The sequence below is a fragment of the Paenibacillus sp. G2S3 genome (assembly GCF_030123105.1).
Classification (GTDB): domain Bacteria; phylum Bacillota; class Bacilli; order Paenibacillales; family Paenibacillaceae; genus Paenibacillus_AQ.
The window spans coordinates 2,879,141-2,905,804 of sequence record NZ_CP126095.1; the positions used below are offsets into that span (position 1 = coordinate 2,879,141).

The following is a 26,664-nucleotide window of genomic DNA, read 5'->3' on the forward strand; positions in this document are numbered from 1 at the left end:
TTGATTACCGCTGATTGGAAATCGTTACGTCTGGATCAGTCTCTGCCTCATAATCTACACCCTCAGTCTCGAAACCAAATAACTGGAAGAACTCCTGTTTGTAGCTTTCTAGATCTGTCAATTCATAGATGTTGTCTGTAGTGAGTTCATCCCAGATTTGAGACACTTGATTCTGTACAGCCGAGGACATCTCCCAGTCATCTATGCGGATGCGGCCTTCTTCATCCACAGGGGTCCCCTCAATTGCATAGAGACGCTCTGCAAACAACCGATAGGTTTGCTCTATACAGCCTTCATGAAGACCTTTCTCTTTCATAACTTTGTATAGTGCAGAAGTATATAGGGGTACGACAGGAATTGCCGAGCTAGACTGTGTGACGAGTCCTTTCGTAACTGCTATATAAGCTCGACCGTTTATACTAGATAGTTTTTCGGTAAGTGTATGTGCTGTTGATTCTAGATGATCTTTTGCACGTCCAATCGTTCCTTTGCGATATACGGATTGGGTGATTTCTGGCCCGATATAAGAGAAAGCAATTGTGGTCGCATGATCGGCCAAAGCTCCCGCTTGATGGAGTGCTTCAATCCAAAGCTGCCAATCGTCACCACCCATGACTCGAACGGTATCATCAACTTCCTTGTCGGTAGCGGGCTCAATAGATATCTGGCTGACCTCACCCGTATGAAAGTTTACGGTTTTATTCGTGTAGGTATCCCCTATAGGTTTAATTACGGAGTTATAAACTTCACCCGTCTCAGGATCTGTTCGGCGAGCAGAAGCAACACTGTAGATGACTAGATCAACTTGTCCCAATTCACTGCGAATCAGCTGTATGGTTCTATCCTTCGTTTCCTTGGAGAAGGCATCACCGGTTACACTGAAGGATTGAAGCCCAGCTTTCTCTGCAAGCTCTTCAAAAGCTGCTGAATTGTACCACCCAGCAGAGGCTGTACGGGCTCCATTGCTGCTGCTCTGGCGGTAGACGCCTACTGTGCTGGCTCCAGCCCCAAAGGCGGCTGTAATCCGTGAGGCGAGGCCATAGCCTGTAGAGGCGCCAATGACAAGCACCTTACGTGGTCCTTTGATCTCGGGTTGTGTCTGGATATATTCGATTTGCCGCTCTACTTGACGAGCGCAACCTTGCGGGTGTGCGGTAGTACAGATAAAGCCGCGTGTTCTAGGTTTAATAATCATGTTAATGGTTTCCTCTCTTTCATGAAAAGCAGGCTAATGATACACGTTAGTTCTAATTTTAACAATTTTCAATCAAATGGAGAAGGCTTGTTTATCGTTTGATACATATTTCATTATGGTGGTGAGATCTTGGAGAGCTTTACTAAAACAAAATTAACGACAGAGCAACAGAATAATTTGGTAGGTGCTACTTTTGGAAGTCATGTGAGCATTAATCGAAGTACTGAACTGACTGGTGGCTATTTTAACGCAGCATATGACCTTCTTTTATCAGACGGAAGAGCCATGATTCTTAAGATAGCACCATCTGATGAAACAGACACCCTTAATTACGAGCAAGACATTATGTCTGTAGAGGTTACGGCGATGAGACTGATGAAGTCAAAAGGGACAGTGCCTGTGCCTGAGGTATACGCTTATGATAACAGTAAAGAAATGATTTCGAGTGAGTTTTTTTTCATGGAGAAAATAGTCGGTCAGCCCTATAATGAAATTAAGGAAGAACTAAGTCTGCAGCAGAGAATAAGTATTGAGGAAGAGTTAGGTCGTTATTCCCGGTTAATAAATGAAATTCCTGGTGAACGTTTCGGATTATTTAGTGCGTCCACACTTGTAAAAGGGAATTCATGGAGGGAAGTTTTTAAGCATTTGATTATAAACCTGCTTGAAGATGCACGTCGTTTAAAGGCAGAGATGCCCATTCCGTTAGAAAACGTTGAGGCTGAAATCATAAGTCGCTTACATGTTATGGATGTTGTCACTGAACCTCGCCTAATACACTGGGATTTATGGGATGGCAATGTGTTTGTGCGAGAGGGCCGCATTGTTGCATTGATTGATTGGGAACGGGCTCTTTGGGGCGATCCACTTATGGAATATTATTTTCGCTATATTGAGAATTCAGAGCATTTCTGCAGAGGTTACGGGAATAGCTTCGACAGCCCAAATGAATGTGCCCGCAAAAAACTCTACGACTTATATATCGACTTAATTTACTTCATCGAGTATTATTCGCGTAAATACGATAGCCAAGGCCACCTTAAGTGGGCGCGTGATAATCTGCTTGAGGGCTGGAAGCGGTTTATGAATTAACACATTTTTGACACAACTACATCATAAAAGATAAGGAGGCTGAGCAAGAGTAGGGGAGAATTCTTATGTTTGAACGGTTGAGTGTACATATTGATACTGTAAGTTTGCTGTAGCAGTTGTCGATACTACTTATGTTCATGATCATTTATACACAAATTGCATCGCTTACTGATCCACAAGATCACATGTTACTTTGCTTTGGATGTGTTATTCGTGTATATTTTGATAGTGGGCATTAGCTTCATGGCAGTATTCTTGCCATACCATTTATTGTATTTAGCTGGACCTAGTAGTTATTCTTTATTTTCTATTAGCGTATTTTAAAGTGGATCTATCGCAGCTATTGAGCACGCAATAAATTGATCTAGTACTAAAGTGTGGGGTTAGTCGTATTTTTTTCAGAAAAATCTTGACTAGAACCCTTAAAACTAGATAAAATAATACTTATTGCTTACAACATTCTGAGAATCATTATCATAATTGACGAGGAAATGAGAGGGTGACAAGATGGAGCGCCTTTTAGAGGTAAAAGACTTAGCGATATCATTCAAAACACACGGCGGAGAGGTACAAGCGATCCGTGGTGTTAGCTTCCATGTAGATAAAGGTGAAACTCTAGCGATTGTTGGGGAGTCAGGTTCCGGTAAAAGTGTAACCTCACAAGCGGTTATGAAGCTAGTTCCTACGCCACCAGGAGAATATAAACGCGGACAGATTCTGTTCGATGGACAAGATTTGATTGGCAAGACAGAGAAGCAGATGCAGAAGATCCGTGGTAAAGAGATCGGTATGATTTTTCAAGATCCGATGACCTCTCTGAACCCAATGATGAAGGTCGGCAGACAAATTACTGAAGTGCTGCTCAAACATGAGAACATCTCCAAAGCTGATGCGAATAAACGTGGGATTGAGCTTCTCAATCTTGTAGGTATTCCTTCTCCAGAACGTCGCTTCAGTCAATATCCACATGAATTCAGTGGTGGTATGCGTCAACGTGTTGTTATTGCAATGGCACTTGCTGCGAACCCTAAGCTTCTGATTGCGGATGAGCCGACTACAGCGCTCGACGTAACTATCCAGGCACAAATCCTTGATTTGATGAAGGAATTGCAGAAGAAGATTGATACCGCTATTATTTTTATCACCCATGATCTCGGGGTTGTAGCAAGAATGGCAGATCGTGTAGCTGTTATGTATGCCGGACAAATTGTCGAAATGGGAACAGCGGAAGAGATCTTCTACGATCCAAGACACCCATACACTTGGGGCTTGCTGGCTTCCATGCCAAGTCTAGAGAGCAAAGGTTCTTTGCTTACAGCGATTCCTGGAACACCTCCAGATTTGATCAAACCGCCTAAGGGCGATGCTTTCGCACTACGTAGCACTTACGCTATGCAAATCGATATGGAGAAAGAGCCTCCAATGTATAAGGTTTCGGATACCCATATGGTGAAGTCTTGGCTAATGCATCCGATGGCTCCTAAGGTGGAACCGCCGGCAGTTGTTAAGAGCAGACAACGTGTGCTTAAGAACGCTTATCCAGAGCCAGTTTTGGTGCAAGAAGGCGCTAATTAAAAAGATTATTTTATGTAAAATATAAAAGGAAACGTCAGGCCATTTCGATGGCTTGGCGTTTTTTTTATGTCCAAAAGTTCACTATTTATTTAAATAAATATAAATTAATACGTACTTAATTAAATAAAAGGATTGACTATTGTTCGTTTTCGTTTCAAAATGAAAAGGCATACATAGGGGGTATAACGATGAGAAAAGCAATTATGACTACAATGATCAGCGTTTCATTATTAGCAGTAACCGCGTGCAACGACAATTCTTCTAGTTCCAGCAATATAAATAACGTAGCTGACTCTGTGCAGCCTGTCTTCAAAAATGTATCTGTACATGATCCGTCAATCATTATGGCAAATAACAAATTCTATGTGTTCGGCTCTCATTTAGCATCTGCTAAATCAAACGATCTGATGTCTTGGACTCAGCTGTCCTCTGGGGTGGTAGAAGGAAACGTACTCATTCCTAATGTCAAAGAGGAGTTTGCTGAAGCATTAAAATGGGCACAGACGGATACCTTATGGGCACCCGATGTTATCCAATTGGCGGATGGCAAATACTATATGTATTACAATGCTTGTAAAGGGGATTCCCCGTTGTCTGCACTAGGCATAGCTGTGTCGGACAATATTGAGGGACCGTATAAGAATAAGGGCGTCATTCTGAAGTCAGGTATGATGGGTATGGGTGATGATGGAGAAATATATGATGCCACTCAAAAGCCGAATGTAGTAGATCCGGATGTGTTCTTTGATAAAGAAGGAAAGTTGTGGATGGTCTACGGTTCTTATTCCGGTGGTATTTTCATTATGGAACTAGATGCTGATACAGGCTTCCCGCTGCCAGATCAAGGTTATGGCAAAAAGCTGCTGGGTGCGAATCATGCTCGGATAGAAGCTCCATATATGCTGTACAGTCCGGAAACGGATTACTACTATCTGTTCCTATCTTATGGGGGGCTGGCTGCAGACGGTGGATATAACATCCGTGTGGCTCGTTCAAAGGCTCCAGATGGACCTTTCGAAGATTCTGAGGGTCAGGATATGGTTAATGCACAAGGATCGCCTACTGTATTGTTCGATGATCCAGCATATGCTCCTTATGGAGTGAAGCTAATGGGGAATTTCGAATTCTTGAATACGGATGACGAGCTGCCAGTGAGCGGAGAAGGTTATGTATCACCAGGTCATAACTCAGCGTTTTATGATGAAGAGAATGGCAAGTATTATCTGATCTTCCATACACGGTTCCCAAATCGTGGAGAAAAGCATGAGGTAAGAGTTCATCAAATGTTTATGAACAGTGAGGGCTGGCCAGTTATAGCCCCACACCGTTATGGCGGAGAGACCATTGAGAAATACACAAAAGAGCAAATTTCAGGCGAATATAAATATGTGAACCATAACAAAGACATTACGGCTGATATCGTGCAGTCGGAGCTGATTGAATTCACTAAGAGCGGTAAGATCAAAGGAGCGGCAAAGGGGAAATGGAAGCTTATCGATGATCATACTGCTGAGCTTACCATTGACGGTTCTACTTATAATGGGGTGTTCCTGAAAGAGTGGAATGAAGCAACAGCTAGTAACGTTATGACGTTTACTGCGCTTTCCAAGGAAGGTATCTCTATCTGGGGGAGCCATGTATCAACGATGGAATAATAAATTTTTTTGAAAATTGGCAGTAGAAACGGGGTTCCAATTAGTCATGAGAATGACTAAACTGGAACCCCGTTTTATGGATGAATGGTCAGTCTTCAAACTTTCGAATCACAATGACAGCATTATGCCCACCGAAACCAAAGGAGTTAGACATGCCTATGGTAAGATCAGTTTTTCGTGCAATGTTCGGGACATAATCCAGATCACAGATGGAATCTACGAACTCCTGATTAATGGTAGGAGGGATGATTCCTTCTTGAATACTCTTAATCAGGGCTATGGCTTCTAAGCCACCGGCCGCCCCTAAAGCATGGCCGGTCATAGACTTATTAGCTGTTACGGGAATTTGGTAAGCCTGATCACCGAATAACTTCTTTATCGCAAGGGTCTCGGAGCGGTCACCTACTATTGTACTGGTGGCATGAGCACTAATTACATCCACCTCTTTGGGCTGGAGATTAGCTTCATTCAGAGCCAGCTTCATCGCTTGATAAGCACCAATTCCTTCTGGATGGGTGGCGACCATATGATAGGCATCAGAGCTGGCGCCATAACCGATAACCTCTCCGTGAATTTTGGCGTTTCTACGCTGCGCGTGTGAAAGTGATTCTAGAATAACAATTCCGCCGCCTTCTCCGATAACAAATCCATCACGCTCCCCATCAAAAGGTCGACTTGCCTTAGTCGGCTCCTCATTTCGAGTGGATAAGGAGGTGGCATTGCCGAAACTAGCTAAAGAGATTTCAGTAATGGCTGCTTCTGATCCACCAGCAATTACTATGTCCGCACCTCCATAACGGATCAACCGGAAGGCTTCACCGATTGCTGTATTTCCAATAGAGCAGGCAGTTACTGGAGACATCGTAGGACCTAAGGCTCCTAATTTAATGCTGATCATCGCCGCAGCCATATTGGAGATCATCATTGGAATTAAAGTGGGGCTGACCCGATCTGGTCCACGGTCCTTTAGCACACTCCCTTGCTCCATCAAGGTCTGAATCCCACCAACGCCTGAGCCTACGTAAACTCCGAGACGTTCCTTGTCAATCTTATCAAGCTGTAGACCGGAATGTGTCCAAGCATCCTCAGCGGCTGCGAGGGCGAACTGGCTAAATCTATCCATTCTGCGGGCTTCTTTACGGCCAAATCTGGCCTCCGCATCGAAATCATGTACGATTCCCGCGATCTTTGTCTTAAAGTTTGAAGTATCAAATGAAGTGATTGGGGAAATACCCGACTCACCAGAAACTAGACGATCCCAGAATTGCTCTATTGTATTTCCAAGGGGCGAAATTAAGCCCATGCCTGTAATAACTACGCGTTCCATAATGAACCTCCTCAAGAAGTGTATATAGGTATTTTTCCACTTTTTTTATCCTATTACAAGTTATCGTTTATCCTAGTATAATTTGTACTATACTAATGATTGTTACAGAGAGGAGAGGGAGCAAATGGCTAATCAGACGAGATTGCAGGCATTATCAGATTTCTTAAAAGCACGCCGTGCTGCCATCTCACCCAGCTCTGTTGGGCTGCCAGAAGGCACACGCAGGAGAACGCCTGGGCTTCGCAGGGAAGAAGTTGCCCAGCTAGCGGGAGTAAGCAGCACCTGGTATACGTGGCTAGAACAGGGCAGGGATATTAAAGTATCTTCGTCTGTTCTGGATTGTATTGCGACTGCCCTAAAGCTAACTAATGATGAGCGGAAATATCTTTTTGCACTAGCACTAGAGACTGGAACAGGGAATGTTCTATTTCAGCAAGAGGAATCCTCTGTAATAAGTCCTTCTCTACAGAAAATTTTACAGGAGCTGAGGACTTGTCCTACGATTATTTCAGACCGACGTTGCGGGATTGTAGGTTGGAATGAGGCTGCAGCACATGTGTTTCTTGATTTCTTCAAACTGCCCATCGAGGAGAGAAACATGATTCGTTTGTTATTTGTTCGCAAGGAATTCAGACGTTTAGCCGTAAATTGGGAACAATTCGTAAGTGGATATCTATCCATCTTTAGAGCGTATTACGGACAATATGTAGAGGATCGTTGGTACGATGAATTTATTGAGGAATTAAAGGGACTTCATCCAGCGTTTAATGAAATGTGGGAACAAAGTCGGGTCAGCTCTGCTCCTGATGTACTTCTGGAATTCAGACATGCCAAAGCAGGAAAAATGTTATTTCATTTAACCTCATTACAGGTTCAAGGTAGCACAGATTTACGTTGTAGTATTTATACTCCAGCCGCAGATTCGAATACGGAAATTAAGCTGAAGCAGCTTATGGAACAGCATAAAGAATCACTTTAGTAGATTTCCATGAGAAAGCATCTCTAGCTGAATTATCAACTAGAGATGCTTTAGAGTATTGTGAAAATGAATCTATTAGAAATCTGATGTTGAGATTTCAATAAATCCGAATGTTGTGCCCGCAGGAGTACTTAAGAGTGCTGCGACCAGCAGTGCATGAACTTGAAGTGTAAGACTATTGAATGCTGGAATCGTGTAAGTGATAACTGGAGCATTCACACGGGTTAATACTAGTTGTACCGGCTGGTCCGAGATATTGTTTACTGTAACTGCAGCATTAATACCACCTGCAAGGTTTTCATAATATGATTTGCCAATGACGGGTTCTAAAACAAAAAATTGTTGCGGTAATACGATGGCCATAGTAACGACCTCCTTTTCATTTGATAGGATATACTATGCTGTAAATCTATTGATGGGAGAGCGAATGACACGGGGAATTAGCACTTTTTGATAGGGGACAAGGAGATTGTGTTCGGACACTACGATACTTATTCACAGAAAACGGGAGTGTCCGGTAGCCATCTACATGGCATGGACACTCCCGTTTTATTGTTGGAGGATTAATGAGTTGCTATATTCTTTTTATTGGCGTGTTTACTTCCATAGATTCTGTACAATATCAATCCGAACAGCATGCCGATAAATGACATCACGGAAATCGTTAAGTAAAGGGCCTTACCGCCAAAGGCTTCATACAATGCTCCGCCAGCATATGAAGCGAGTATGCCTGATACACCGAAAAACAACAGCGCTAGTACAGTTTGACCTGTAGCACGCCATTCTTCAGGCACAATACTGTACAGATATTGAATAGCTGCGGAGTAAAACACCGGGAAGGTAAGAATTTGTAGAATCTGTAGATAAGCTAACAAATGCGGATCAGTAATCCAGGCTGAAATAAAGAATCGAAGAAAATAAAAGGCTCCAGAAATTGATATTATGATAAGTTCTTTTCCTTTGCGTAGCCACCAAAAGCTTAAGGCAAAGACGATAATTTCACTCATTGCGGCGATAAAGAACGATTGACCTACTAATTCAGGACTACCACCAAGCTCACGGATATAAACACCAAGGAAGGTATCATTCATTCGTGCAGGAACGGAGCTAATAAATATGAGCACTAGAAACAGCAGTGTTTCTTTGTTGCTAAGAAAATGCTTTAAGCTGTCAAGTGTAACTGGTTTACCGGTGACTGGAGCATCTGGCATGAACCAACTGACGATAAAGCTTGTAAGGCTAATTCCAACGAACAGCATGGCCATCCCTTGGGAGCCGAAATAACTCAGCACATAACCTGTGAGCAAAGCCATTACACCGTATCCTAACGCACCATATGTACGGATCGACCCATAGCTGATTCCAGCTGCCTCGGAGATCCGGAAATTCAGGCTTTCAGCAAGCGGATCGATAGGCATCAAGAAGAAATAGAGCAGCATCGCAAAAAGAATAAGTCCGACATAGCTGTTGGAATCGAATAAAAAGTAGCCCGTCACCGCAGAGCATAACAGTAGAACTAAAAGTACTTTGCGGATTGTTCTTGTTCTGTCACTAATCATCCCCCATAAGGGTTGAGCAATGATGGTAACAAACCCTCCTGTACCAATAATGAATCCGATTTGTGCCGGGTTTAGACCTTGCTCCCCTAGATAGACTGGCAGAAAAGGAATGAACATGGCCAGCAGGGCAAAGTACAAAAAGTTAAACCCTCGTAATAGTGTTGGTGCTTTCATAATTTTTTTACCTCACGTATTAATTAATATTTGTATAGAGTCAATTTTGATATTGTATCACGGATGTTGAATGATTAGGATATAAAACTATGATAAACTGAGAATAATTAAAGCGAAATGCAAGGAGAAAAGCCGATGATAAAGCTGGTATCATGGAATGTTAATGGCCTTCGGGCCTGTGTGAAAAAAGGATTTAATGACTATTTTAAAGAAGTGGACGCTGATATCTTCTGTGTTCAAGAGACTAAGCTTCAGGAAGGGCAAATTACACTGGAGCACGGCGAAGAATATGATCAATACTGGAATTACGCAGTGAAAAAGGGATATTCCGGTACGGCAATATTCACCAAAATCAAGCCTATCTCTGCGAGATATGGGATGGAAGAAGATGAAGAAGCAGAAGGTCGGATCATTACATTAGAGTTCGAACATTTTTATATGGTCAACGTCTATACACCAAATGCTAAACGAGATTTGTCTCGATTGGAATATAGAATGGAATGGGAGGACCGTTTCCGTAATTATCTCTTAGAACTGGACAAGCGTAAACCAGTTGTTGTCTGCGGAGACCTAAACGTAGCCCATGAGGATATTGATATCAAGAATGCAAAGGCTAACCGTGGGAACTCCGGTTTTACGGATGAAGAGAGAGGGAAAATGAGTACGCTGCTAGAGTCGGGCTTCATAGATACGTTCCGATACCTTCACCCGGAGCTAGAAGGAGTATATTCATGGTGGTCTTATATGCCGAAGGTGAGAGAGCGGAATGTAGGCTGGCGGATTGATTATTTCCTAGCTTCTTCTAGACTTGCACCTAATGTAATTGATGCCCAAATCGATTGTCAGATCATGGGCAGTGATCATTGCCCGGTAATCTTGAAGCTTGCTGATTTTTCGGAATAAAATAAAGTGATTTAAGGCCGCTAAGTTCCCGAAAAGAACAAAGCGGCCTTTCTTTTATTAACTATACCTATTGTATGCTTCCAATGATATCATCGAATTCAAGCGGTCCCATATTTACATTGATCCGCTGCTTAAGGATTAGCGTATTCTCTAAAATATTAATATCAAGTGTAATCAAGAAAGGCATTTCAACAAACAGCAAGGACAACTGAAGCTGGTCTTCAGAAGACCAAGTAAAGCTGGACATAATTCGGTTCATGGAAGGCTCCAGGATCAGCGCAAAGCTTTCGAGCCATTGTCCTCGGCCTAATCGAATGACATTGTTCTCACCCAGTTTAGTTATTAAAGTAACCTCAGCTTCATCATTGTTGAAGGAGATAGAGATGGTAGCTAGTGAAAATTGGTTGTCATCGAGTGTATAGGTTATGCCATTTATTTGATCTTCTAGAATAGATGACCGCTGTAATTGTGGAGGGTCTATCGATAAATTCTTTAATTGGTCTGCCAATTTGGCTGCTAATGCTTGATCTTCCAGAAGAGGAGCATCCTTCATATTGGGTAGTAAATGCTCCCACACTGCATTCAAAATTCCTTGAATACTATTTGAAGCGGCAGTAATAGCAATTACCGCATCTTGATCAGGAAGAACAACGCAGAGTTGTCCGAATGCGCCATCGGCGCGGTAGGCTCCATGTTGGCATCTCCAGAATTGATAACCATATCCGAGCGCCCAGTCATGATCGCCTTCGCCATTGGAAATATGTTTGGATGTAGCTTCTGTGATCCACTCTTCAGGCAGCAGGCGCTGATGATTCCAAATGCCTTTTTGCAAGAATAATTGTCCGAATTTAGCAATATCTTCAGTGGTAATGCTTAAGCCAAATCCCCCCGTGTTAATTCCACGTGGACAAGACTGCCAAGTTGCTCCGTGAATACCAAGCGGAACGAACAGACGCGGTTCTAGATATTCTAGCAGTGTTTGGCCAGTAACTCTTTGAAGGATCGCGGACAACATGTAAGTGGCGCCGGTATTATATAGGAAATGTGTACCTGGTTGTTTCTCCACTGGGACTGAGAAGAAAGCTTTAACCCAATTCCCGTCTGCACTTTTATGAAGTGTGTCCATAGTATCCACGACATGCCCGGTACCCATCATCAATAGATGTCTGATTGTCAGGTTGGATAGATTGTCAGTGATAGTCGCAGGAGCCTCTTCAGGGAAGAAGGAGATGACTGAATCGTCGAGTGTGATTAGCTTTTCTGTGACCGCAAACCCGATTGCAGTTGAGGTGAAGCTTTTGCTAAGGGAAAATAGCATATGTGGAAGATCGGACTTATAAGGAGACCACCAGCCTTCAGAGACCACATACCCATGCCGAAGGAGCGTGAAGCTATGCAGACCTAAGCTTTGGTTCTCTACTGCATCAATAAAGGTGGATATTGCGGCTGATGATATGCCCTGCTCTTCTGGAAGACTTCTAGACAACTGCAAGCTACTTGTAGTTTCCATTCATTCATCTCCTAAATTTTGAGAATTCCTACCTTCCTATTCTATAATAAATTCCATTGTATAAATACTATATAAAAATGAAGATTTTTAATCCTCTATAGAGCTGCTGTTTGAGGTATCGGTATTCAGTCTTTTCTCAGGCCATGAAATAACATGCGAGGTTCGGCTTAATTGCTCATAGATTAGCTGGTCATTTTTTTTGAATACCTTAATGACTAAATGAATAAAGAAAGCTAGATCGACCAGTAGAACAATGAGGTAAGCGACCGTTCTCAATGGTGAAGATAGAAGCCCAGTCACATCAGAATCGATAACAAGAGCGTGAAGTCCAAGTAATATCCAATATAGCAGACCATATCGGATCATAAGCGCCCAGAAAGAAGCTCGATTACCTTTGCTCGTTACCCGAATACGTACAATCCATTTGCCTAAGGTCCGCCCACCAGTGAAAGCTGGAATCAGGATGAAGTAAATCCCTGTTACAATCCAGAAAGCACTTTTTATATCGAATCCATAAAGTACACCAAACCCGATGATCCACACCATACTATCGATGAAAAAAGCAATTCCTCTGCGGGTATAGGAGACTCTTTTGGCAGAACGGTCGATATTCGTATCCAGTTGTTCTATACGTGGCAGCAACCCATTAATCCATATAGCAATCCGAAATCCAAAGATCCCTCCCAGCGTGTTGGTAATAAGATCATCGACATCAAATAGGCGGTAGGGATGGTCAAAAAAGCCGTAGATACCTGTAACCTGAGTGACCTCAAAAGATAACGAAAGTATGAAAGACAAGAGAATACACATTCCCCAGCGCGCCCGAAAATAGTAGCCCAGAAATAATCCAAACGGCACAGTCAAAGCGATGTTAAATATCACCTGTAAAAAAGCAGGTTCACGCAGTAACGACCAATACGTTGAAATCTGATCAGGTATGATCTTAGAGCCATCTATAATATCTTGTATAAATTGTAGAGGGATGAGCTGCATGATGCTCCCTGAAGGCGCCATGTTATGTCTAGAGGAAGGCATCGGAAGCAATACGAGAAAGTAAGCGTTCATAAGATAGAGCAGCAATAAGTATAGGATTAAAGCTCTAAGCTTATGGATGTAGCCGTGTCTACGGTATTGCACGATTAGAAAAGGGAGTGTGAAGATCAATGCCGCTATAGGAAACATCATAAAGGCATAAGAAATTGGGAAAAAGTAAGAATGAAACATAAGTCACCTGCCGAATCATTGTTTTTGTGGAAGAAAGGAGTCTGCTGCAAACTAGCTTTCCCGGCTCATTATAAAATTTTATGATAGGGAACTCAACTTATTTATTTAGCGCTTCCGGCATACATATGTCTATAGAGGAGCGTGAAGTGATGGAGAAAAAGGTGCAGCAGTATTATCGACTGAAACAAAAGCAAAAGGAAATCGAAAAAGAATTGGGTGAGCTGCGGCAGGAAATTCTAAGCTATTGTAGTGAGCAGGGGGCAACCGAGACTGAAATCGGAAGCTACAAAGTGAAGCTTGTGATGCAAAATCGCAAAGAATATGATGATCTGAAGCTATATGAAACCTTATCAGACCCCGAAGTGTGGCGTATGCTCTCCAAATCAGACCCCGCGAAGGTAGCAAGCTTGACCAAGCTTAATGTAATCTCTGAAGACAAGATTATGCATACCTATTCTTTAAAGACCGTAACCTTGCTGCAGGTGGATAAAAAATAAAGATTTACGTGAGCGGTCCCTTCATGGGGGCCGCTTTATTATATCGAATCGCAACTCTTAGCGTTTTGCGTTAAAATAAGAAGTGAAGCTGACCGTCTGCTGTTAAGGAGCTCCGGTGCTTTGGTGCGACAGTAAAGCAACCATAGAGATGGAGGAAGAGAATTCATGAAAGATTTTGAGGTAATGTTAGAGAAATATGCGAACCTGGTTGTAAAGGTAGGGGTAAATGTACAGCCTGGACAAGTCTTAATGGTGCATGCACCTATTGAAACTGCAGAGCTTACTCGCTTGATTGTAGGTAAAGCCTACGAAGCAGGTGCTAAATATGTAATTGTAGATTGGGACGATGAAGCGACTACACGTATTCGTTACGAAAAAGCTCCGGAAGATTCCTTCGATTACTATCCACAGTGGCAAGCAGAAATGATGGAGAAGTTTGCGGAAGAGAACGGCGCCATTTTACATATTAAAGTACCAGATCCGGAATTGTTCAATGGTATTGATTCTTCCAAAGTATCAAGAGCGGTCAAAGCGGCAGCGGTTGCTCGTAAAAACTACTCCAAATATACCCGTAATAGTAAAATCAGCTGGTCCCTCGTCAAGGCTCCAACGCGTGCTTGGGCAAACAAGGTGTTTGCTGATCTTCCAGAGGAAAAGCGAGTGGAGGCAATGTGGGAAGCGGTATTCCAGATGAATCGTGTAGGAAGCGATGATCCTGTAGCTGCTTGGAGAGAACATATCGGTCAATTGAAAGAAAGTCAGGATAGAATGAACGCTAAGCGTTATAAAAGCCTGCATTACCGCGCTCCAGGAACGGATCTGCATGTGGAGCTTCCAGAAGGTCATCTATGGCGTGGAGGCGGCGGAGAGAATGATAAGGGCGTGTATTTCGTGGCGAATATGCCAACGGAAGAGATCTATTCCATGCCTAATCGTACTGGAGTGAACGGAACTGTTAGAAGCACACTTCCATTGAATTTAAACGGACGTCTGGTCGAAGGGCTTTCATTTACTTTTAAAGATGGAAAAGTAGTAGCCTATGAAGCTGAGTCCGGACGTGAGCATCTGACCTCGCTTCTAGCAACGGATGAAGGTGCATCTTATCTAGGAGAAGTGGCTTTAGTGCAGCATGATTCTCCAATCTCTCGCTTGAACCGAATTTTCTACAATACAGGGATTGATGAGAATGCCTCCTGCCATTTCGCGTTGGGAAGTGCCTATCCTGTCAATATTGAAGGCGGTACAAGGCTTACGAATGAAGAGCTTGTGGCACGAGGTGCTAATGTAAGCTTAACGCATGTCGATTTCATGATCGGTTCGGCAGAACTGGATATCGATGGAGAACTTGCGGATGGCACGATTGAACCGGTGTTCCGTAAGGGGAATTGGGTGCTGTAAGGTATAAATGTAAGGTCGTAATCTCGCTTTAGGGAGTTACGGCCTTTTTTTTGGTGAAAGGATTTATGTTATAGAAAGTATTTTAATTCCTATGTGTTTTTGGTTAGGGTTGTTTCCTTTTTATAAACTGGTAAGCTTATGGTAGACCTTCTTAGTAGAAGGCCTATATTTTTATGCAAAGGAGACTTAGCCATGAATCATATGTCTTTATTAGTTATTAGAGATGGACGGAGAGCTGATGGGAGGGAAATCTACTATGAGCCATAGTTTTTGGGGAACAGGTGGGGGAGAAAGGGGAAGTGAAATGGATATTAGAGAAGTGGATTTGCCTGGCATTGGACGTAAATATTGCATGAATACACGCTCGGGAGAGAGCTTAACCATTGTTATTCATAATGATGAAAGACGTGAGATGTATCATTTAACTGATGGAGGCAACGAGACCCTGTCCAATGTGACGTTAGATGATGAAGAGTCAAGAACTGTATCGGCAATACTTGCTGGTATTACTTATAAGCCTAAGGCAGTCGAAGTCGAGGAAAATTTGTTTGAGGACCTGATTGTAGACTGGTTGCGGATTACTCCTGCTAGTCCTTTGATTGGAAGAACCATAGGGGAACTTGAGATTAGAGAACGTACGGGCGCTGCAATCATCGCTATTGTAGAAGCGGACAAGCGTAAATTCCTAAACCCTGGTCCAGAGTATAGCTTCAAGGAGGGATCGACACTTGTAGCCGCAGGGGACGCGAAGCAATTTATTGCCCTGAAGCGGTTGATGTCAGAGGATGTCCTTAGTAAATAATATTTTCTTAAAAAAACAGCCGGTGCTCTCTTCAATGGGGAGTCCGGCTGTTTTTTATTGCCCATACGAATCGTTTTATTTTGAAAAATAATTAAGACCCATGGCCTCGCGTACTTCGGTCATCGTGTCTTGTGCGATGCCGCGGGCACGTTTAGTTCCGGATATTAAGATATCCTCGACAACCTTGGGTCTGGCAGCATAATAGGAGCGACGCTCACGCATTGGTTCAATTAGCTGGTCTAGAGCTGTCGTGATAAGCTGCTTGCAGGCAGAACAGCTTATAGTGCCATTTTCACAGCCTTCGCGAATTTCTGGGGCGCCATGCGAACGAACAGCGCGATGATAGGCATAAATGGGACAAATATCTGGATGCCCAGGATCATTTTTATGAACGCGGGCCGGATCGGTTGTGGCTTTACGGATCTTGAAGGCAATCTCTTCTTTCGTGGAGTCCAGCTCGATGGCATTACCTAGGCTTTTACTCATTTTAGCATTGCCGTCTGTTCCCACTAGTCTTGGCATCTCGCTGATGAGCGCTCTGGGCTCCACAAGGATGGGGCTGTACAGCTCGTTGAATCTACGTACGATTTTGCGAGTCAACTCCAGATGGGGGAGCTGGTCTTCTCCTACAGGAATAATCGTCGCTTTACAAAAGGTTATATCCGCAGCCTGGCTAACTGGATACCCAAGAAAACCGTAGTACAGTTCATCTAAGCTGGAGTTCTTCGATTCGGCTTTAATTGTAGGATTATGCCGCAACGAATTCACAGTGACAAACATGGAGAATAGGACGGTCAGCTCAGCGATCTCAGGAACCATAGATTGAATAAATATTGTTGCTGTATCTGGATTTATACCCGCTGATAAATAGTCCAGTGCGATTTCATTTAAGTTTTGACCAAGTAGTTGAGGACGATCAAAGTGAGTCGTTAAGGCCTGAATATCTGCTAGAAACACAAAAGTATCGTACTTCTGTTGTAGATCCACTCGGTTCTGTAAGCTGCCCACGTAATGGCCAAGGTGAAGCTTTCCGGTCACTCGATCTCCAGTTAATACACGTTCTTTTATCATTTGAATTCCTCCTGTTTTGTTGCTTCTGATTCATACGATTGAGTCGCCACCACCAGCCATCATCCATGGCCATCACCTCCTTAAAATGACAAAAAAACCTCATCCAATAAGGACGAAGTTGTCGTGGTACCACCTTAATTGATCGTGTCACCATACGTTTCGTTGGCTTTACGATCTTCTCTTACCTGTACGGAGAGGGTTAAAAGATAATCTCGATACAGATCCCTTGATAACGGCGGGAACCCCGGCTATCCCTACAGCATCCTATCAAGATGGTTCGGAAGAGCAACTCTAAAGGCCATTCGATCAAGCGTTGGACACCGGTTCGCAGCAACCACCGGCTCTCTGAAGTCCATGTTCGTTTGTCTACTTACCCTTTGTCAGCGTTGTTCATGATATTTGGGTAATTGTAATTCTGATGCGTGAGTTTGTCAATAGGTGGAATAGAGGGTGATATCCGAAGTAACTGGGTTTTATAATCTAGTAAAAGTATAACTTAAATGTTTATAATCATCAGGAATTAAGTCCAATCTATCATTGCGGATTCACAATATACTATTCTATAACCTTGAAATGGAGTGATGATAAATGGCGACAATTATAAGTTATGGGTCACAGGCAAAAATCCCATTAGACCCGTTTACTACCGCTATAACGGTTGCAGGGATTCCTGGAGCTGGAGCGGGTCTAGCCACGGCGCAAGTAAATATTAGTCCGGCTAATCCGGCTTCTTTCTCCAGCAGAGTCGAGTTAAATGGTAGTTTTAGTCTTACTGCACTTGCTAACAGCCAATTTCTTGTTTTAATCCGACGTGCTGGAGTCGATATTTATAGCTCCTTTTTTCGTTTTACTACACAAACTGATATCCAATTAAATGTTCAGTGGGTTGATGGTCCTTATATTGGTATCCACAATTATGAATTGGTAATTCAAAATGATAGCAACTTGCCTATAAATCTATATGGTCCTATTTCATTCACAGCAACTGCTATTGGAGGAGAGGGCGTAATTTAAGTTCTGGAACAGTTAAATCGATCTGATTTAGCTGTCCTTTTTTTCAAGGGCGTATAATTAGTACCTCAACTTTCGCAGCATAAATCTACAAACAAACCCCAACCATTAAGGAAGGGGTTCTTAAAAGAGTGAACTTATAGTTCCTCTTGTTATTTATTCAAAATGCTATCCTCTAACACAGCATATTTATCGCCATACTGCTTAATGATATGCTGTTCTCCCCAATTACATAGAGAAGTCAAAATGTCACTTAAACTATCCCCATACTCACTAAGCTCATATTCCACTTTAGGTGGAACCTGATTGTATACGATCCGGTTGATGATTCCATCGGCCTCTAGTTCTCGAAGCTGTTGTGTTAACATTTTTTGTGTGATTCCGGGCATCAACTGTTTTAGTTCCGATGTGCGTTTTTTGCCATGCGTTAGATGACAGAGAATCACACATTTCCATTTCCCGCCAATGACTTCAAGTGTGGCTTCAACGGAAATATTGTATTTTTTCTTAATGGTTGTTGTTGTCATGATTGCCTCCAATGTATAGGTACATTTTTGTGCCTATGGTACTTTTAAGTGCGTACTATTGATTATGTCCAATTTTACCTATCATAACATTTATCGTTCAATTTTTATAGAATGTTATAATCTTAGAGTGCTCAGCCCCAAAAAAGTTAATACAAATAAAAACCGTTTCTATACCCTCCCCGTCTTAATCTATGAGAGGTTTAGGAGAGGGGGCTAAGAAAGGATATGACGATGACTAATGCAGAAATGAAGAAAGTGACGATTCTTGATACTCGGAGCGAGACGGATTTCTACGATTCCATATTGGTACATAGAGAGCAACTATACAGTATAGCCTACAGCTACTTGCGAAACCGGAATGATGCGCTTGAAGCGATGCAGGAAATGACTTGCCGGGCCTGGATCAAAAGAAAAACGTTAAAGGATCCCAAAGCGTTCAAATCATGGATTATTCGGATTCTGATTTATGTCTGTATAGATGAACAAAGACGCAGAAAACGTTCCATGCCGCTAGTAGATGAGAGATTAGGGGAGCAGATCACACATATTGGCCATCATCGGATGGAAATGCTGTGGGCACTCGAACAGGTTAAGCCCAAGTATCGCCATGTGCTGCTACTTAAATACTACAACGATATGACCTTGAGCGAGATCGCTAACATTCTGAGTAAACCTGAGGGAACGGTCAAGACATGGCAGCATAAAGGACTAAAGCAGTTAAGAACTATCATTAAGAATCGGGGTGATTGGAACCATGAGTAGTCAGGAGGAGCTTGCCATGTTAAGCGATGCTGAACGGATCCCGCAGGAACAAAAAATGGAGAGTGCTGCCGCACAAATCTATGCCATACAAGCAGGAATTGAGCTGGGTAAGAAGCGCGGTAAAAAACTAATGTTCGCCAAAAGCACGATGGCTGTAATGACTGCCGCTGTTTTGATCGCAGGATTACTCTTCTTCAATCCATCCCAATGGCTGCCTCAACAAGCCTCTACAAGTATTGAATCAAGTGATTGGGGGATGCTGGAACCTTTTAAGAAGTTGGCTGAATCTGACGTTGATGCCCTTACATTAGAATCTGCTATTCGAAACGATTATGTGCAAATCATCAATAAAAGCGCTGAGAAAAACGGGTATAAAATTACTCTGAATGCTGTGATCGCTGATGAAAATAAAATCATGCTGCTGTATACAGGGACGACAAGTGATGGTCAAGAAATTTACAACGTGAATAGTGTGTGGCTGACAGATGCGGTAACTGGACAGAGTATAGTAGACAAAAATGGGAATCGAAGTGGAATGGGATCACATGCTGAGGATAGTATTTATACTTGGCTCGGAAAAACTATCTATCCACTAGATAAGAATAAAGCATTTCCAAAAGAGGTGGTGGCGAATTTTCAGATCGCTTCAGTGGATCCAGGAATGCTAGCAAAACCAAAAACGGGAACGAATCTAGCTGACATGCGCTATTCTGATCGTTTAAAGGTGAGCTTCGCTATTGATCCAAAATTTTGGGAACAGAAGACTGAGATAGTAGTTATTAATAAGCCTTTTATGATTGACGGACATGAAGTGAATCTTTCACAGGTGGAGCTATCTCCATTAAGTATAGTAGTTAAATTTACGTTAAGTGAAGCATTAAAAACCGATTGGGAGATCAGGAATGAAATATTTGAAAAGACCCCCAGTACGTTGATTTCACAGGTTGGAAAGCAAAAAGTGGAAAATAAATCGATTGGCGGAAGTGGTAGTGAGGATGGATTTATAAGTAATTTTAGCAGCAACGTATTAGATCATCCGAAATCCATTCGTTTGAAGCTTGATACGGGGCCTGATCGCGAGAAAGAAGAGTATATTGATATCTTGAAAAAATAAGCAGCAAGAGATACGAGCTGAATTTGCAAAAATATGTATCGGAACACGCAATACAGACAAAAAGGCCGCAGATAGCGGCCTTTTATGTCTTTTGAAATAGTATGCAATTTTTGAAAATGACTTTATCACTAAACCTTACAAACCATTTGGACCGTATCGCAGCTATTTGCGTTGTTTAGTCCATTTTTCCGATCTATCGGACTGTATAGCACTTATTAGTCTATTTTCACACCGAATTGAAACATTATTGGATGAATAACGGCATCTGAGTCCGATAGCGTTGTGAAATGCCGTGAATCTTCGAAATATGGGCTCCTGAGTCCGATTCATCGGATGCTTGCGCTTTGAGCGTAGCGTAGAGTTACCACCGTCTGATTCACCGTTCGATTCGCTAGGTTTTCTATAGAGAGAATTTAGACCTCAAGTATATTCTACTAGTTACTGTAATTAGTCTTCAACCATTCCTCGTTTGACCAAGATAGTTTGCCAGCCCCCGAGCCGTAAACAGCTGTTAGTCTAGACTTCAGACTAGTTGGGTCATCTGTTGTATAGCTATAAGGAAGTGTTGTGAAACCGTTCCATGCGAATGCTTTAATCGCAGCAGGTACAGGTGATAGAGGACTATTAGCAAAAGTGCTGTCTCCACGGAATGTTGCTCCATCCAGGGAGTAGACCGTGTCTAGCGCCGCTATTGCCCCGGTATACTTACTATTGCTAGCATCAGCTTGATTGTTCCGAAGGGGATACACCACATCGATAATCACTGAACTTTCAAGCAATACTGCCCCTCCTTCAGTAGAGATTGCCCCGTTACTTGTTACACCGAAATGGTAGCCTTTGCTCGAGATAGCTTTTTCCATAGCTGATGTAAGACGTTTCTTAGCCAACCGAGTGTCTTCGTTATCCATTACAATATTATAGGCATGCGCATTACCGCTCCGAAGACGAGGCATACGATCTTGTATATCTTTATAGTAGTTGTGATGGAGTGTCACAGAAAGAAGCGCATTATCAGCTGCGAATTCTGTTGCACCTATTAAATGTCCCTTTTTTTGACTGGCAGCAATTGCAATGACATCGTCTTTACTTAGGCCAACTGAACTGCTTCTTAAGTAAGCATACATTGGATAAGCTGACTTGTTAGCTTCCATTGCATTTATTTGCTGAGTGACCCAGCTAGTTGCGCTTCTATCATCACCCAAGAAGGAGGACCAGGAAATAGTAACGCCGCTGCTACCTTTTTTAACATCCACTACGCCGTCATAGGATTTATTGAATGTACAATGGTCGATCCATACATTATTACTATTCTCTATAGTGATGTAGTCCCAGTCGTTTTTATCGTAATTTCCTTTAGTTGCTTCATCCCATTCCCATAGTTCATCAAATTCAAGGTTACGGATGATGACGTTTGAGCTTCTTTTGAAGGTAAAGGCTGCGTGTTTAATGGTTGCGCCATTAGCAGAGAAAATGGTCAATCCGTCGAAGTTGTCTACGGACACTTTGCTGACACCAGACTCCATTAATACAGGATGTGTTAATGCACTATTATGAGCGCTAAAAGGGGATACCTTTGCTGCTGCAGAAATCTCGTTCCACCCCAAATCGAGATCGTTCATGATTTCAATGACCTTAATTTTAGAGCCTTTTCTCAGTGCAACAGCAAGATCCTCAGCCGTATACACCTTTTTATAGAGTGGACTATCTTCTGATATATTTCCACCACCCGTGGTACCTTCGGCAAACCCCGCCAAATTATATTCGCTAGCATGCACCGGTGTAGGTGTAGGTGTAGTAGTTGGCGTTGGTGAAGCAGTCGGCGTCGGTGTAACTTCATTAGTGTCCGAAACGATTACGTTATCGAACATCGCAAGCGTCTTAAAGGTAACGAGTCCTGCTGCGCCTTTTTTTAATTTAGAATCAGAGGCAGTAAGCTCCAATTTGTCATTCACGTACATATTGATGGTGTTTCCATTCATTTCGAGTTTGATATGATACCAAACCCCAGCTTCCAAAGCGTAGGATTTACTGGCTAAGGTTGTAGTGGATCCAGAAAATTTCTTTCTGATTTCTAGCATTCCATCATTGTTATTATACAAAGAAGCTGCATAAAAATTATTCCCATCTATGTATCTGCCTGCAACATAAGTTCTGTTCGAGCCATTGAAGTCCACTACATTTACATCAGCCTCCACAGAATAATCGGTCCAGGATGGATCCCCTGCTGAAGTACGTCCTTCTTTCGAACTGGATTGATTATAGACCTGATTTCCATTCTGTTCGACTACAGACCAGTCACCACTAGTAGCTGTCCAATGACGATCTCCTTCTTCAAAGTGGTCTTGCAAGAACGTAGACGCACTGGCAGGATGAACAATAAATAATGAGAAAATTAAGGTGATGCTTACAGCTAGACTTACATTCTTCTTGATCAAATTTTACAAACGCATGGTTGTTCCTCCTTATGTATTTATAAATTTATATTAATATAAATACATATATCGGAAAAATTTATTACTATTTAAATGATTATAAAGTCTATAAAAAATAAGGACAAAGTTAATGGATAGAGACAGCATGGTGGGAATTATGCTGTCTCTATCCACTTGTATCCCTTACACATCAAACCTACGGATCAAATCCTGTAGCTCTTGAGACATCTTTTGCAGCGCGGCTGTTTCATGAAACAGCTGACTGGTAGTATGAGCCTGTTCTAATGTCGCTGCTGCTGCCTCGCCTGAGCTGGTGTACGATTGTTTGGCTATGGTTTCCAATTGTTTAACCGCTAAAGAAATATGATTAGCATGAGAGAAGGCGTCCTGAGTAATATCTCTTACTTGCTTACTATGTACAGTTACTTGATCTATCGCATTTGTGATCTTCATGAAGGCACTGCCAGCATCAGAGATGATTGTAATCCCGCTACTTACCTCAAGACTGCTGTCCTGCATCGTTGTTACTGCTTGCAATATTTCTTTTTTTATATCATTTAGTAGTAAGGATATTTGATCAGCGGCTCTTTTGGATGCATCGGCAAGTTGTTTAACTTCGATTGCAATGACAGAGAATCCACGCCCGAAATCTCCTGCATGTGCTGCCTCGATAGAGGCATTTAATGCTAATAGATTAGTTGTATCAGCAATGCCTCTAATGGTCAGTGCGAAATTAACAATTTCTTCGGAACATTCACCTAATCTTTGAATAGTTTCTGCAGTATGACCGAACGCAGACGCTATAGATTTCATTTGCTCCATACTTTTGGAAATCACGAGATTGCCCGCCGTAGCTTCTTTAGCAGCTTTTATAGAAGAGGTGTCCACAGTAACGGCATAATTTGCAATATGCTCAAGACCAGTATTCATTTGGTTTACAGAGGAATTGGTGTAAGAGACCTCTTTCACTTGTTGTTCCGATCCGAGTGTAACGTTCTGTATCACTTTTTCGATTTGCTGAGCGGTTAGACTGTTCTGCTCGGCAGTTTCGTTCAACCGGTCAGCTGCCAAAGATACCTGGTGAGAAGAATCGCTAACTCTGCGAATGAGGACGCGTAAATTACTAGTCATTGTGTTTATCGATTTTGCCGTATCCTCCAATTCATCTCTGCTGCCGAGTGTGATTTCAGGGCCGTTCAGTTGGCCAGCGGCAACTTCCTCAATAGTTAATGCGATTTGGCTGATGGGACGGGAGAGCATTCGGGAAAGGGCCATTCCAATCCCAAGGATTAGTGTGAAACAGCCAACAGTGATCGCAAGGGCTTCCATCATGCCGGAGGTGTATTCACTCGTGTTTAACTGCTCTTCATGCAGCTTCTGTGCGAAGCTATACCATATTTGGCCTGTTATCCCCAGAAGAAAGGCGGCTAAGGAGAACCCTATCATTAGTTTGGTTTGTATCGAATATCTCATAAGCAGCCTCCAGCTTGTATCTATGAAGATTTTAGTTATTTTTATATGTACAAATAGAAAACCTGAAGAATGATATCAATGATTTTAATACCTGCGAAAGGTGCGATTACACCTCCGAGACCGTACACCATAATGTTTCGTAGCAGCAGCTTATCCGCATCGATTGGGGAGTATTTAACACCTCTCACTGCAAGTGGAATAAGAGCAGGAATAATCAAAGCGTTAAAGATTAGGGCGGCCAGCAGCGCTGACTCTGGGGAGTGAAGATTCATAATATTTAAGATTTTCATCTCGGGAATGGCAAGGGTAAACATGGCTGGAAGAATCGCAAAATATTTCGCAAAATCATTAGCGATACTAAAGGTTGTCAATGCTCCACGAGTTATTAGTAGTTGTTTCCCGATAAAGACGACCTGAATTAATTTGGTGGGATCGGAATCCAAATCGACCATATTGGCGGCTTCCTTAGCGGCCACTGTACCACTGTTCATAGCAATTCCTACATCCGCTTGTGCAAGAGCAGGTGCATCGTTAGTGCCGTCACCCGTCATGGCGACCAACTTCCCTTGGGATTGTTCCTCAATAACAATTCGTATTTTATCTTCAGGTTTGCATTCTGCTATGAAAGTATCTACTCCAGCTTCTTTTGCAATGGTTGCTGCCGTTAATGGGTTATCACCTGTACACATAATTGTTTTTATGCCCATTTTATGTAACTCAGCGAATTTCTCTTTTAACCCTGGTTTAACGGTATCCCTTAAATCAATAAAACCTAAAAGTAAGTTTCCTCTACACACGGCCAAGGGAGTACCGCCCTGCATCGCAATTTCATCATTGATGAGAAGCGCTTGTCTATCGAAGACTCCACCCAAACCCTTAACGTGCTCGAATATTTCAGCGGCTGCTCCTTTATAATAATTCTGATCATCGGTGACTAAACCACTCATTCGGCTTGCAGCTGTAAAGGGAACAATCTGGCTATTGGAGAAACTATCGTGATTCCATTGAAATCCCTGACTTTTCGCAAGATCCAACACGGATTGACCTTCAGGAGTTTCATCATAGATTGAGGTTGCTACGGCGGCTTGTAATAGTTTTTTATCAAGGATACCGGGCATTGTTATAAAACTCCGAGCCATCCGGTTGCCGTAGGTAATCGTTCCTGTTTTGTCCAGAATTATTGTATTGATATCCCCAGCGGCTTCTACAGCCTTGCCTGACATCGCAAGCACATTAAATCTTGTCACCCGATCCATTCCAGCAATACCGATAGTAGACAACAATGCTCCGATGGTAGTTGGAATGAGACAAATAAGCAAAGCGATCAGTGTTGAGACTTCAATGTTAACCCCTAAATATCCCGCTATTGGGACCAGTGTAATTACAACGATAAAAAATATGATCGTAAGTACAACTAATAGGGTATTCAACGCAACTTCATTAGGAGATTTATGGCGTTTAGCGCCTTCTACCAGCTTAATCATTCGGTCGAGGAAGGTATCACCTGGATCTGCAGTGATTTTGACTTTGATCCAGTCACTAATGACAAGGGTACCGCCCGTAACGGAACTGAAGTCACTATTTGCCCTTTTGATGATCGGTGCAGATTCACCTGTAATTGCAGATTCATCAATAGCGGCTACGCCTTCAATAATTTCACCATCCCCAGGGATGATTTCTCCATGGTTAACAAGGATCAAATCGCCTCTGCGAAGTTCTGTAGATGACACTTCCTGAAAGCTACCATTTTTTGTGTAACGTCTAGCGGTTGTAGATTGTTGTGTTCTCTTTAAAAAATTTGCTTGTGCTTTGCCTCTACCTTCAGCTAAAGCTTCCGCAAAGTTGGCGAATAAAATAGTGAAAAGTAATATAAAGAATACAGCGGTGTTATACCCTTGTTTCCCAACGGTGTTAAAAGTAACAGGGAATACAATCATCAGTAATACTAATAAGGCACCGGCTTCGACAACAAACATAACGGGAATCTTTACCATGTAAACGGGGTTAAGCTTAAATATGCTTTCGACTAATGCTCTTAGTAAGACTTGTCTGTTTATGCCTTGTTTCTGATTATGCTGTTGCATCTAAATTGCCTCCATTATTAAATCCGTTTCTCTAGAATCTCTCGATATTTAAAAGCGCATAGCCCAGATAGAACAAAAGAGCTGCAGCAAATAAACAAATAATAATCATAACGTACCTCCTTGTTGCAAAGTTTAAAGCGACTCTTTTTAGCTGAAATGATGAATTAAATCGTACGGCTTGCACATTTTTTTGTAAATCAAAGCAAGAAGCCGAATTTGGACGCCATATGACATTTTATGCTGTAAAAGCTATAGTTTCATTTAATTGCTCTATCCTAGATCTTCAATGCACAGTCCTAG

General features: G+C 42.4%; 22 protein-coding genes and 1 other annotated feature. Of the genes, 11 read left to right on the forward strand and 11 right to left on the reverse strand.

The window, feature by feature from the left end; translation table 11 throughout:
* Positions 1-4: 4 nt before the first annotated feature.
* Positions 5-1,195 (reverse strand): enoyl-ACP reductase FabV, encoded by a 1,191-nt coding sequence (fabV, locus tag QNH28_RS12480; RefSeq protein WP_283911630.1) that lies wholly within the window; start codon positions 1,193-1,195, stop codon positions 5-7.
* Between the two features lie 129 nt (positions 1,196-1,324).
* On the opposite strand from fabV, the gene QNH28_RS12485 reads away from it, so the two are divergent.
* From QNH28_RS12485 to abnB, 3 genes are all read left to right on the forward strand, one after another.
* Positions 1,325-2,287, forward strand: a complete 963-nt coding sequence (locus tag QNH28_RS12485; protein ID WP_283911631.1) for a phosphotransferase family protein — start codon at positions 1,325-1,327, stop codon at positions 2,285-2,287.
* 507 nt (positions 2,288-2,794) lie between these two features.
* Entirely contained in the window at positions 2,795-3,862 is a 1,068-nt protein-coding gene (locus tag QNH28_RS12490; protein WP_283911632.1) for an ABC transporter ATP-binding protein, read from the forward strand.
* Positions 3,863-4,050: 188 nt separating this feature from the next.
* The gene (gene abnB, locus QNH28_RS12495) at positions 4,051-5,517 is read left to right on the forward strand and encodes an arabinan endo-1,5-alpha-L-arabinosidase AbnB (RefSeq protein ID WP_283911633.1); all 1,467 of its coding nucleotides are present in this window, start codon (positions 4,051-4,053) and stop codon (positions 5,515-5,517) included.
* 88 nt (positions 5,518-5,605) lie between these two features.
* Here abnB and fabF read toward each other — a convergent pair whose 3' ends face one another.
* Positions 5,606-6,844 (reverse strand): beta-ketoacyl-ACP synthase II, encoded by a 1,239-nt coding sequence (fabF, locus tag QNH28_RS12500; protein WP_283911634.1) that lies wholly within the window; start codon positions 6,842-6,844, stop codon positions 5,606-5,608.
* A gap of 124 nt (positions 6,845-6,968) precedes the next feature.
* On the opposite strand from fabF, the gene QNH28_RS12505 reads away from it, so the two are divergent.
* The gene (locus tag QNH28_RS12505) at positions 6,969-7,823 is read left to right on the forward strand and encodes a helix-turn-helix transcriptional regulator (RefSeq protein ID WP_283911635.1); all 855 of its coding nucleotides are present in this window, start codon (positions 6,969-6,971) and stop codon (positions 7,821-7,823) included.
* A 75-nt stretch (positions 7,824-7,898) separates the two neighbouring features.
* On the opposite strand, the gene QNH28_RS12510 is transcribed toward QNH28_RS12505, so the two are convergent.
* Both QNH28_RS12510 and QNH28_RS12515 read right to left on the reverse strand, forming a co-directional pair.
* Complete coding sequence (locus QNH28_RS12510; protein WP_283911636.1) at positions 7,899-8,186, reverse strand: hypothetical protein; 288 nt, start codon at positions 8,184-8,186, stop codon at positions 7,899-7,901.
* Positions 8,187-8,386: 200 nt separating this feature from the next.
* The gene (locus QNH28_RS12515) at positions 8,387-9,556 is read right to left on the reverse strand and encodes an MFS transporter (protein WP_283911637.1); all 1,170 of its coding nucleotides are present in this window, start codon (positions 9,554-9,556) and stop codon (positions 8,387-8,389) included.
* 138 nt (positions 9,557-9,694) lie between these two features.
* Between QNH28_RS12515 and QNH28_RS12520 the strand changes: the two genes are divergently transcribed.
* Positions 9,695-10,459 carry an exodeoxyribonuclease III gene (locus QNH28_RS12520; RefSeq protein ID WP_283912132.1) on the forward strand — a complete coding sequence of 255 codons (765 nt, stop codon included), beginning with the start codon at positions 9,695-9,697 and terminating at the stop codon, positions 10,457-10,459.
* A 67-nt stretch (positions 10,460-10,526) separates the two neighbouring features.
* On the opposite strand, the gene QNH28_RS12525 is transcribed toward QNH28_RS12520, so the two are convergent.
* Together QNH28_RS12525 and QNH28_RS12530 are read right to left on the reverse strand one after the other, a co-directional pair.
* The gene (locus tag QNH28_RS12525) at positions 10,527-11,969 is read right to left on the reverse strand and encodes a serine hydrolase domain-containing protein (protein WP_283911638.1); all 1,443 of its coding nucleotides are present in this window, start codon (positions 11,967-11,969) and stop codon (positions 10,527-10,529) included.
* Positions 11,970-12,056: 87 nt separating this feature from the next.
* Complete coding sequence (locus tag QNH28_RS12530) at positions 12,057-13,193, reverse strand: VanZ family protein (RefSeq protein ID WP_283911639.1); 1,137 nt, start codon at positions 13,191-13,193, stop codon at positions 12,057-12,059.
* A gap of 125 nt (positions 13,194-13,318) precedes the next feature.
* Here QNH28_RS12530 and QNH28_RS12535 point away from each other — a divergent pair, with 125 nt between their 5' ends.
* From QNH28_RS12535 to QNH28_RS12545, 3 genes are all read left to right on the forward strand, one after another.
* Positions 13,319-13,690 carry a hypothetical protein gene (locus QNH28_RS12535; RefSeq protein ID WP_481858365.1) on the forward strand — a complete coding sequence of 124 codons (372 nt, stop codon included), beginning with the start codon at positions 13,319-13,321 and terminating at the stop codon, positions 13,688-13,690.
* Positions 13,691-13,855: 165 nt separating this feature from the next.
* Positions 13,856-15,088: an aminopeptidase gene (locus QNH28_RS12540; RefSeq protein WP_283911640.1), complete on the forward strand. Its 1,233-nt coding sequence runs from the start codon at positions 13,856-13,858 to the stop codon at positions 15,086-15,088.
* A gap of 256 nt (positions 15,089-15,344) precedes the next feature.
* Positions 15,345-15,890 (forward strand): cation:proton antiporter regulatory subunit, encoded by a 546-nt coding sequence (locus QNH28_RS12545; protein WP_283911641.1) that lies wholly within the window; start codon positions 15,345-15,347, stop codon positions 15,888-15,890.
* 75 nt (positions 15,891-15,965) lie between these two features.
* Here QNH28_RS12545 and trpS read toward each other — a convergent pair whose 3' ends face one another.
* Positions 15,966-16,961, reverse strand: coding sequence for a tryptophan--tRNA ligase (gene trpS / locus QNH28_RS12550; RefSeq protein WP_283911642.1), 996 nt, complete (start codon positions 16,959-16,961; stop codon positions 15,966-15,968).
* Between the two features lie 105 nt (positions 16,962-17,066).
* Positions 17,067-17,354 (reverse strand) — a binding site (T-box leader).
* 195 nt (positions 17,355-17,549) lie between these two features.
* On the opposite strand from trpS, the gene QNH28_RS12555 reads away from it, so the two are divergent.
* Positions 17,550-17,975 carry a hypothetical protein gene (locus QNH28_RS12555; RefSeq protein ID WP_283911643.1) on the forward strand — a complete coding sequence of 142 codons (426 nt, stop codon included), beginning with the start codon at positions 17,550-17,552 and terminating at the stop codon, positions 17,973-17,975.
* 149 nt (positions 17,976-18,124) lie between these two features.
* Here QNH28_RS12555 and QNH28_RS12560 read toward each other — a convergent pair whose 3' ends face one another.
* Entirely contained in the window at positions 18,125-18,499 is a 375-nt protein-coding gene (locus QNH28_RS12560; RefSeq protein ID WP_283911644.1) for a winged helix-turn-helix transcriptional regulator, read from the reverse strand.
* Between the two features lie 225 nt (positions 18,500-18,724).
* Between QNH28_RS12560 and QNH28_RS12565 the strand changes: the two genes are divergently transcribed.
* Entirely contained in the window at positions 18,725-19,261 is a 537-nt protein-coding gene (locus QNH28_RS12565) for a sigma-70 family RNA polymerase sigma factor (RefSeq protein WP_283911645.1), read from the forward strand.
* A complete protein-coding gene (locus QNH28_RS12570) occupies positions 19,254-20,375 on the forward strand; it encodes a DUF4179 domain-containing protein (RefSeq protein WP_283911646.1) in 1,122 nt (373 codons plus the stop codon). Before QNH28_RS12565 ends, QNH28_RS12570 begins: the two co-directional genes overlap by 8 nt.
* Positions 20,376-20,809: 434 nt before the next feature.
* On the opposite strand, the gene QNH28_RS12575 is transcribed toward QNH28_RS12570, so the two are convergent.
* The 3 genes from QNH28_RS12575 to kdpB all read right to left on the reverse strand — a co-directional run bounded on the left by QNH28_RS12575 (position 20,810) and on the right by kdpB (position 26,364).
* A complete protein-coding gene (locus QNH28_RS12575) occupies positions 20,810-22,810 on the reverse strand; it encodes a pectate lyase family protein (RefSeq protein ID WP_349655048.1) in 2,001 nt (666 codons plus the stop codon).
* Between the two features lie 180 nt (positions 22,811-22,990).
* The gene (locus QNH28_RS12580; protein ID WP_283911647.1) at positions 22,991-24,280 is read right to left on the reverse strand and encodes a methyl-accepting chemotaxis protein; all 1,290 of its coding nucleotides are present in this window, start codon (positions 24,278-24,280) and stop codon (positions 22,991-22,993) included.
* Positions 24,281-24,321: 41 nt separating this feature from the next.
* A complete protein-coding gene (kdpB, locus tag QNH28_RS12585) occupies positions 24,322-26,364 on the reverse strand; it encodes a potassium-transporting ATPase subunit KdpB (protein ID WP_283911648.1) in 2,043 nt (680 codons plus the stop codon).
* Positions 26,365-26,664: the final 300 nt, after the last annotated feature.

Coding starts and splice junctions, on each gene's coding strand:
- abnB (WP_283911633.1), top strand. CDS start 4,051: ATGAGAAAAGCAATTATGACTACAATGATCAGCGTTTCATTATTAGCA.
- QNH28_RS12540 (WP_283911640.1), top strand. CDS start 13,856: ATGAAAGATTTTGAGGTAATGTTAGAGAAATATGCGAACCTGGTTGTA.
- QNH28_RS12510 (WP_283911636.1), bottom strand. CDS start 8,186: ATGGCCATCGTATTACCGCAACAATTTTTTGTTTTAGAACCCGTCATT.
- kdpB (WP_283911648.1), bottom strand. CDS start 26,364: ATGCAACAGCATAATCAGAAACAAGGCATAAACAGACAAGTCTTACTA.
- QNH28_RS12555 (WP_283911643.1), top strand. CDS start 17,550: ATGGCGACAATTATAAGTTATGGGTCACAGGCAAAAATCCCATTAGAC.
- QNH28_RS12580 (WP_283911647.1), bottom strand. CDS start 24,280: ATGAGATATTCGATACAAACCAAACTAATGATAGGGTTCTCCTTAGCC.
- QNH28_RS12490 (WP_283911632.1), top strand. CDS start 2,795: ATGGAGCGCCTTTTAGAGGTAAAAGACTTAGCGATATCATTCAAAACA.
- QNH28_RS12505 (WP_283911635.1), top strand. CDS start 6,969: ATGGCTAATCAGACGAGATTGCAGGCATTATCAGATTTCTTAAAAGCA.
- QNH28_RS12545 (WP_283911641.1), top strand. CDS start 15,345: ATGAGCCATAGTTTTTGGGGAACAGGTGGGGGAGAAAGGGGAAGTGAA.
- QNH28_RS12535 (WP_481858365.1), top strand. CDS start 13,319: ATGTCTATAGAGGAGCGTGAAGTGATGGAGAAAAAGGTGCAGCAGTAT.
- QNH28_RS12570 (WP_283911646.1), top strand. CDS start 19,254: ATGAGTAGTCAGGAGGAGCTTGCCATGTTAAGCGATGCTGAACGGATC.
- fabF (WP_283911634.1), bottom strand. CDS start 6,844: ATGGAACGCGTAGTTATTACAGGCATGGGCTTAATTTCGCCCCTTGGA.
- QNH28_RS12530 (WP_283911639.1), bottom strand. CDS start 13,193: ATGTTTCATTCTTACTTTTTCCCAATTTCTTATGCCTTTATGATGTTT.
- QNH28_RS12565 (WP_283911645.1), top strand. CDS start 18,725: ATGACGATGACTAATGCAGAAATGAAGAAAGTGACGATTCTTGATACT.
- fabV (WP_283911630.1), bottom strand. CDS start 1,195: ATGATTATTAAACCTAGAACACGCGGCTTTATCTGTACTACCGCACAC.
- QNH28_RS12515 (WP_283911637.1), bottom strand. CDS start 9,556: ATGAAAGCACCAACACTATTACGAGGGTTTAACTTTTTGTACTTTGCC.
- QNH28_RS12560 (WP_283911644.1), bottom strand. CDS start 18,499: ATGACAACAACAACCATTAAGAAAAAATACAATATTTCCGTTGAAGCC.
- trpS (WP_283911642.1), bottom strand. CDS start 16,961: ATGATAAAAGAACGTGTATTAACTGGAGATCGAGTGACCGGAAAGCTT.
- QNH28_RS12525 (WP_283911638.1), bottom strand. CDS start 11,969: ATGGAAACTACAAGTAGCTTGCAGTTGTCTAGAAGTCTTCCAGAAGAG.